Here is a 6,633-nt window from a genome sequence, read left to right on the forward strand (position 1 = left end):
CCGTCTTGACGCCGCCGTGACGAGTCCCACGCGGGTTCGTGACAAGGGATGCCGAGTCGTGATCAGTGGTACCCGAACCGCCTGCCACCTCGGTCGATCCGGTGCCGTGCGATTCTGTTCGCCATGCGTACGGATGCCGTGACGATGATCGGCCAGGCCCGCCGGCCGGCGGCCGACCCGGAGCCGGGGGCGGCGCCGCTCAACGCGCCGTCAGCACCAGTTCGTTGTAGGTGGTGACGGTGGTGAAGCCGAGCTGCCGGTAGAGGTGGATCGCCGGGGCGTTGTCGGTGCGGACGTTGAGGCCCAGGTGGTCGGTGGTCGGGGCGAGCCGGCGGGTCAGTGCGGTGACGCAGGCGCGGGCGAGGCCGCGGCCGCGCGCGTCGGGGTGGGTGACGACGTTGCCGAGCACGGCGACCCGGTGGGCGGGGGAGTGCACGTGCACCCCGGCGGCGGCCAGCAGCCGCCCCCGCTCGCGGACGCCGACGTAGCCGCCGCCGGCGAGCAGCCGCGGGTCGAACCAGGACTCGGGGTAGCCCGCGGCCAGCAGGGCGCGCAGATCCCCCTGGTCGGACGGGGTCAACGGCCGGGCGCGGTGGCCGGGTTCGGCGGGGAGCAGCCCGTGGTCCGGGAGGATCATCCGCAGCAGCGGGGTGCGCCGCTCGGTGGTGTAGTCGGGGGCGAGGGCCCGCTCGGCGCCGTCCGGGAGCCCGGCCGTGAACCGGCGCGGCAGGAAGGGGCGCAGCGCGCCGAGCAGGTCCTCCAGGGCGGGGACGGCGGCGGGCCGGGCGAAGGCGAGCAGCACCGGGGTGTCGCCGCCGCTGTAGAGCAGGGCGACCGGCCCGTGGTCGGGATCGGCGGTGTACCAGGCGGTGTTGGGCCAGAGGGTGTCGTCGAGGTCGCCGAGTTCGAACAGGTGCAGCGCGGGGTCGGTGCGGAACCGTTCGGCGAGGGCGGTGCGGTCGTGCAGGCTGATGAGGGGCACGTGACCGAGGATAGGCCCGTTCCGCAGGCCGCCTCCGGCCGGCGGAACGGGCCCCGTGGGGTGCCTACTTGTGCCAGCGCTGGGCCGGGTCGGCGGCGTTGCAGGAGGTCACCGAGGTGTACTGGGCGATGCCGTTGCCCTTGAGGCACTGCCCGGTGGCGACGTTGCGGATCAGGTACCAGCCGCGGTCCTCGTCGGTCAGCCGCCACTTCTGGTTGGCGCCCATCCCGGGGCCGTTCTGCTGGTTGAGGCCGTCCCAGCCGCCGGGGGTGTCCCAGAGCTGGACGGCGCCGGTGCCGTGCGAGTCGAGGTCGAGCACCTTGCCGCTGCCGCCGTGCGAGATGGCGGTGGTGCCGTCGCAGTAGTCCCAGAACGTCCAGGTCTGGGCGGGGGACTGGTTGGCGGTGTAGGTGCCGACCCGCGTCCCGTTGGTCTCGTTGTCGGACGGCAGGTCGAGGGCGCCGGCGGAGCCGTTGAAGACGTTGACGGTGGCGCTGACGGACGGCCCGAGGTCGCAGGGCCCGGGCGTGGCCGCCTGGGCGGCGGGGGCGGCGACCAGGACGGTGGTGGCCAGGGCCGCGGCGGCGCCGAGGCCGGCGAGCAGGCGGCGGGTGGGGGTGGTCATGGCGGTTCTCCTTCGGGTGGGGTGCGGTGGGTGTTACTGCGTCACTGCGGTGTGCGGTCGGCCGTCAGACTGGCCGAGGGTCAGCACGTAGCGGCACGGGGCGCCGGAGCGGCCGGGGGCGAAGCCGGTGCCGAGGTGGTCGAAGCGCGGGTCGAGCACGGCGTCGCGGTGCCGGGGGCTGTTCATCCACAGCTGGACGGCCCGGGGCACGCTGTCGGCCGGGGCGATGAGCTCGGCGGCGAAGCGGAACGCGAAGCCGGCCGCCCGGATCCGGTGCCAGGGCGTGCTGCCGTCGGTGCCGTCCTGCTGGAGGAGGTCGTGCGCGGCGAGGTCGGCGGCGTGGCGCTGGGCGGCGGCGTCCAGCCGTCCGTCCGGGGTGAGCGGCCGGGCGCCGGCGTGGACCCGCCGGAAGTTGACGGAGGTCAGCAGCTCGGTGCGGAAGTCGACGCCCGGTCCGGTCGGGTCGGCTGCCGCGGGGGTCAGGACCCGGCCGTCGTGCACGAGCGTGGTCATGGGTCGCGCCTCTCCTCGGGGTGTCGCCCCGGGGCGGCGGGTGCCGCGGTCCGGGGCCGGATGAGGAGTACGGTCCCGGACCGCGGTAGACAGGCGGTCAACGCGCGTAGCGGGCGATCACCCGGGGCCGGTCACCCCAACTCGGCCAGGACGGCGCTGACCTGGGCCGCGTCCTCGTCGAGGCCGAGCCGCCGGTAGCCGTCCAGGGCGTCGGTGAGGCAGGCCCGGGCCTGGCGCGGGCGGCCGAGGCCGGTGAGGGCGGTGCCGAGGGTGCGCAGCAGTCCGGCCTCCAGGGCGGGGCTGGTGCGGCGGGCCTGCGGCAGGGCGGCCTCGGCGACGTCGGCGGCGAGCAGCCAGCGCTGGGCCTCGCCGTGGATCCGGGCGGCGAGCTCCCCGGCGGCGGCCTCGAACACGGTGACCTGGAGGGCGGCGAACTCGTCCCGGGCGCCGAGCGCGTGGGTGAGGGCGCCCGGGCCGTCCCCGCACAGCCGCAGCACCCGGGCCAGGTAGTAGCGGCCGGTGGCGGCGGAGACCGGTCCGGCGGCGGTCATCAGCCGGGCGCCGCGTTCGGCGGCCTCCCGGGCCTCGGCGAGGCGTCCGGTCTGGGCGGCGTTGAAGGCGAACTCGCCGAGGGCGCTGCCTTCGGCGCGTTCGGCGCCGAGGCGGTGGAAGAGTTCGGCGGCGCGGCCGGCGTGTTCGGCCGCCTCGGCGTGGCGGCCGTGGACGCGGGCGTTGCCGCCGAGGTTGACCAGGGCCTTGGCGAGGACCCGTTCGGTCTCGGGCGTGGTGCAGAGGTCGACGGCGCGGTGCAGCTCCGCCGCCGATTCGGCGTAGTGGTTGAGGTGCCAGAGCATGGCGCCGCGCAGGTAGCGGGCGAGGGCGAGCGGGCCGTGTTCACCGCGGGCCCCGGCCTCGTCGGCGAGGCGTCCGGCGAGGTCGACGATGATGCCGGTCTGGGTGCGTTCGGCGAGCACGGCGCCCATCCGGTCGGCGAGTTCGGCGGCGCGGTCGAGCGGCCGGGAGGGGTCGGCGCAGCTGAGCGCGATGGCGGCGGCGTGCACCTCCGCCTGCTCGCGCATCCAGCGCACGGCCTCCTGGCCGTCGGCGATGGGCACGCCGGGGGAGGCCACGGGGGCGCGGAGCAGGCTGAGTTCGGCGTCCTCGGCCTTGCGGGCGGCCCGGTCGGCGTTGCGGGCGGCGGCGAGGCAGAAGTCGGTGAGCCGGTCGGCGGCGGCGGTGTGCTCGGCGGTCGGTTCCTCGGCGGCGAGCCGGCCGCGGGCGTAGTCGCGGACGAGGTCGTGGAAGCCGTAGCGGCCGAAGCGGGGGGAGTGCAGCAGGTTGAGGTCGACGAGGGTCTCCAGCAGCCGGTCGGCCTCGTCCTCGGTGCGGCCGAGCAGTGCGGCGGCGCAGGACAGCGGGAGGTCGGGGGCGTCGGGCAGGGAGAGCAGGCGGAAGGCGCGGGCGAGTTCCGGGTCGAGGCGGTGGTAGGAGAGGGCGAAGGTGGCCTCGACGGTCCGCTCGCCGTCGCTGAGTTCGGCCAGCCGGTGCTCCTGGCGCAGTCCTTCGGCGAGGCCGGCCAGGGTGAGCGCGGGGTCGGTGGCGATCCGGGAGGCCGCGATCCGGACGGCGAGCGGCAGCAGGCCGCAGGCCCGGACGACGTCCTCGGCGGCCGCCGGTTCGGCGGCGACGCGGTCGGCGCCGACGATCCGCGTGAGCAGTTCCAGCGCCTCGGCGGGCGGCAGGGTGTCCAGGCGCAGGTGGTGGGCGCCGGAGAGGCCGGTGAGCCGCCGTCGGCTGGTGATCAGGACGGCGCAGCCGGCCGCGCCGGGCAGCAGCGGTTCGACGTGGTCGAGGGTGGCGGCGTTGTCGAGGACGACGAGGACGCGCCGCCCGGCGAGGGCCGAGCGGTAGAGGGCGCTGCGTTCGCCGGTGTCGTCGGGGATCCCGCCGGGGGCGACGCCGAGGGCGCGCAGGAAGCCGGCCAGCACGGTGCCCGGGTCGGGCGGGGTGCGGTCGGCGCCGCGCAGGTCGGCGAAGAGCTGGCCGTCGGGGAAGCGGGCGCGGACCTGCCGGGCGGTGTGCACGGCGAGGGTGGTCTTGCCGACGCCGCCCATGCCGTCCAGGGCGGAGACCACGACGGCGCGCCCGCCGGCCCCGGCCAGCCGGTCGGTGAGGGCGTCCAGTTCCTCGGTGCGGCCGGTGAAGTCGGGCAGTCCGGAGGGCAGCTGGTCGGGCGCCTGCCAGGGCTCGGCGGCGGGTTCGGGGTCGGCGCCGGCGGCCCGGGCGGGCAGCAGGGTGGTGTCCTCGCGCAGGATGCGCAGCTGGAGTTCGGCGGCGGCCCGGTCGTGCGGGGGCAGGGCGGGGCGGGCGTCCTCGTAGACGGCGAGCGCCTCGGCCTTGCGCCCGGCCTGGTAGAGGGCGCGCATCAGGACGGCGGTGAGCCGGGGCCGGCCGGGGTGTTCGAGGGCGAGCGCGGTGGCCTCGGCGGTGAGGTCGGTGCGGTCGCCGAGGTCGGCGTCCAGTTCGAGCTGGGTCTCCTTGGCCGAGATGCGCTGTTCGGCGAGGTGGGCCCGGAGCGCTTCGGCGTGCGGTCCGGGGAGCCCGGCGAGGGCTTCGCCGGCCCACAGCCGCTGGGCGCGGCGCAGCACTTCCCGGACGTCCTGCCCGGGCGCGTCCGCCCGGCGCAGGTGCTCGGCCTCGGCGAGCAGGGCCTGCCACTGCTGGGTGTCGGTGGGGGCGGTGCGCAGGGCGTAGCCGTCGCCGACGCGGTGCAGCGGCAGCTGGTCCGGGTCGCCGGCGGTGTGCGGCCTGAACGCGGCGCGCAGCCGGGAGACGGCCAGCTGGACGGCCTTGCGCGGGTCGGACGGCGGGGTGCCGCCCCACACGCCCTCGACCAGCACCGAGGTCGCGACCGTCCGCCCGGCGGCGCCGATCAGCACGGCGAGCAAGGCGCGCTGCTGCGGGCGGCCGAGCTCCACCTCTTCCGTCCCGTACCAGGCCCGTAGCGGGCCGAGCAGCGCGAAGCGCAGTCCGGTCCCCCCGATCTCCACCATGTCGTCCCGTTTCGTGAGTCGTCGCGTGCCGGGTTCTCGCCACTTCCGTCCGGACGGCGGCGCCCCCATGTCCCGGCTTCTATGCTCTGTTCACAGATTGTGCCCTGGACGTCGGAATTCCGAGAGGGTGGGGAGTGGAGCTCGATTTCCGCGTACTGGGGCCGTTGCGCGCCCGGTGCGAGGGCCGTGAGGCCGACCTCGGCAGGCCGCAGCAGCGTGCGGTGCTGGCGGCGCTGCTGCTCGCCCCGGGGGAGTTGGTGGCGACGGACCGGCTGGTCGAGGGCGTGTGGGGCGAGGACGACGCGCACTGGCCGAAGGACCCGGTGGGCCAGATCGGCACCCACGCGCACCGGTTGCGGCGGGCCCTGGACGCGCCCGGGCTGCTGGTCGCGGCGGCCGGCGGGTACCGGTTGTCGGTGCCGCGCGCCTCGGTGGACCTGTTCCGGTACGAGGCCGCGGTGGCCGAGGCCGTCGCGCTGCGTCACCGGGAGCCGCTGCGGGCCCGGGAGTTGCTGGTCGGGGCGCTCGACGCCTGGGAGGGGCCGCGGGCGCTGGAGGGCGTACCCGGTCCGCTCGCCGAGCGGGCCCGGGAGCGGCTCGCGGCCGGGCGGCTGGCGGCGCTCAAGGTGCGCTACGACCTGGACCTCGCGCTCGGCGGGCACGAGGAGGCACCGGCGGCGCTGGAGCCGCTGGGCGAACTCGCGCGGGCGTACCCGCTGGACGAGGAGGTGCACCGGCTGCACCTGCTGGCGCTGCACCGCTGCGGCCGTTCCGAGCGGGCGCTGGCGGCGTACGAGGAGCTGCGGGAGCGGCTGGACCGGGAGCTGGGCCTCGAACCGGGGGCCGCGGTAGCGGAGCTGGCCGAGCGGGTCCGGGGCGGGGAGCCGGTGGTGGCGGTGGCCGCGGTGCGGGCACTGCCCCGGCCGTGCCAGCTGCCGCCGGACATTCCCGACCTGGTCGGCCGGGCGGGGCTGGTGGGGGAGGCGGAGCGGGCGCTGCGCGCGCTCGCGGCCGGCGCCTCGCCGGTGGTGGGGCTGTCGGGGCCGTCCGGCAGCGGGGCCTCGGCGCTGGCGGTGCACGTCGCGCACACGGTGCAGGACGCCTTCCCGGACGGGCAGTTGTACGCGGCCGGCGGGGAGGCCGGTGCGGTGCTGGCCGGCTTCCTGCGCGCCCTGGGGGAGCGGCCCGGCGACGGCGCGCAGGTCGCGCAGCTGCGGGTCCGGTACCACGAACTGCTCGCCGGACGGCGGGTGCTGGTGGTGCTGGACGGGGTGGCCGACCCCGGGCCGTTGCTCCCGGAGGTGCCGGGCTGCGCCGTGGTGGTGGCGGGCGCCGAGCCCGGGGCGCTGCCCGGCTGCGCCGTGGGGCGCGCGGTGGGACCGCGGGAGGCGCACCAAGCCAACGATCTGCAGGGCCGGCTCGTGGGGGCGGGGCGGGTACGCCCCGAGCCCGCCCCCGGG

Annotated in this window: 5 protein-coding genes; 1 reads left to right on the plus strand and 4 read right to left on the minus strand. The window is 77.1% G+C overall.

Translation table 11 applies throughout. The annotated features are described in order from the left end of the window. Positions 1-199: 199 nt before the first annotated feature. The 4 genes from ACFXOZ_RS15810 to ACFXOZ_RS15825 all read right to left on the minus strand — a co-directional run bounded on the left by ACFXOZ_RS15810 (position 200) and on the right by ACFXOZ_RS15825 (position 5,173). Complete coding sequence (locus ACFXOZ_RS15810) at positions 200-982, minus strand: GNAT family N-acetyltransferase (protein ID WP_380590774.1); 783 nt, start codon at positions 980-982, stop codon at positions 200-202. A gap of 64 nt (positions 983-1,046) precedes the next feature. After that, positions 1,047-1,607 carry an RICIN domain-containing protein gene (locus ACFXOZ_RS15815; RefSeq protein ID WP_375889020.1) on the minus strand — a complete coding sequence of 187 codons (561 nt, stop codon included), beginning with the start codon at positions 1,605-1,607 and terminating at the stop codon, positions 1,047-1,049. Between the two features lie 33 nt (positions 1,608-1,640). Next, positions 1,641-2,120: a CAP domain-containing protein gene (locus ACFXOZ_RS15820; protein WP_380590778.1), complete on the minus strand. Its 480-nt coding sequence runs from the start codon at positions 2,118-2,120 to the stop codon at positions 1,641-1,643. A 131-nt stretch (positions 2,121-2,251) separates the two neighbouring features. After that, entirely contained in the window at positions 2,252-5,173 is a 2,922-nt protein-coding gene (locus tag ACFXOZ_RS15825) for a BTAD domain-containing putative transcriptional regulator (protein WP_380531016.1), read from the minus strand. Positions 5,174-5,307: 134 nt separating this feature from the next. Here ACFXOZ_RS15825 and ACFXOZ_RS15830 point away from each other — a divergent pair. Further along, positions 5,308-6,633 (plus strand): BTAD domain-containing putative transcriptional regulator (locus ACFXOZ_RS15830; RefSeq protein ID WP_380590781.1); only part of this gene is annotated, 1,326 nt, incomplete at its 3' end.

The sequence above is a fragment of the Kitasatospora sp. NPDC059160 genome (genome assembly GCF_042755465.1).
Classification (GTDB): Bacteria; Actinomycetota; Actinomycetes; order Streptomycetales; family Streptomycetaceae; genus Kitasatospora.

What these genes read in the sequence shown, in the direction of transcription:
- ACFXOZ_RS15815 (WP_375889020.1), bottom strand. Translation starts at nt 1,607, where the DNA reads ATGACCACCCCCACCCGCCGCCTGCTCGCCGGCCTCGGCGCCGCCGCG.
- ACFXOZ_RS15820 (WP_380590778.1), bottom strand. Translation starts at nt 2,120, where the DNA reads ATGACCACGCTCGTGCACGACGGCCGGGTCCTGACCCCCGCGGCAGCC.
- ACFXOZ_RS15825 (WP_380531016.1), bottom strand. Translation starts at nt 5,173, where the DNA reads ATGGTGGAGATCGGGGGGACCGGACTGCGCTTCGCGCTGCTCGGCCCG.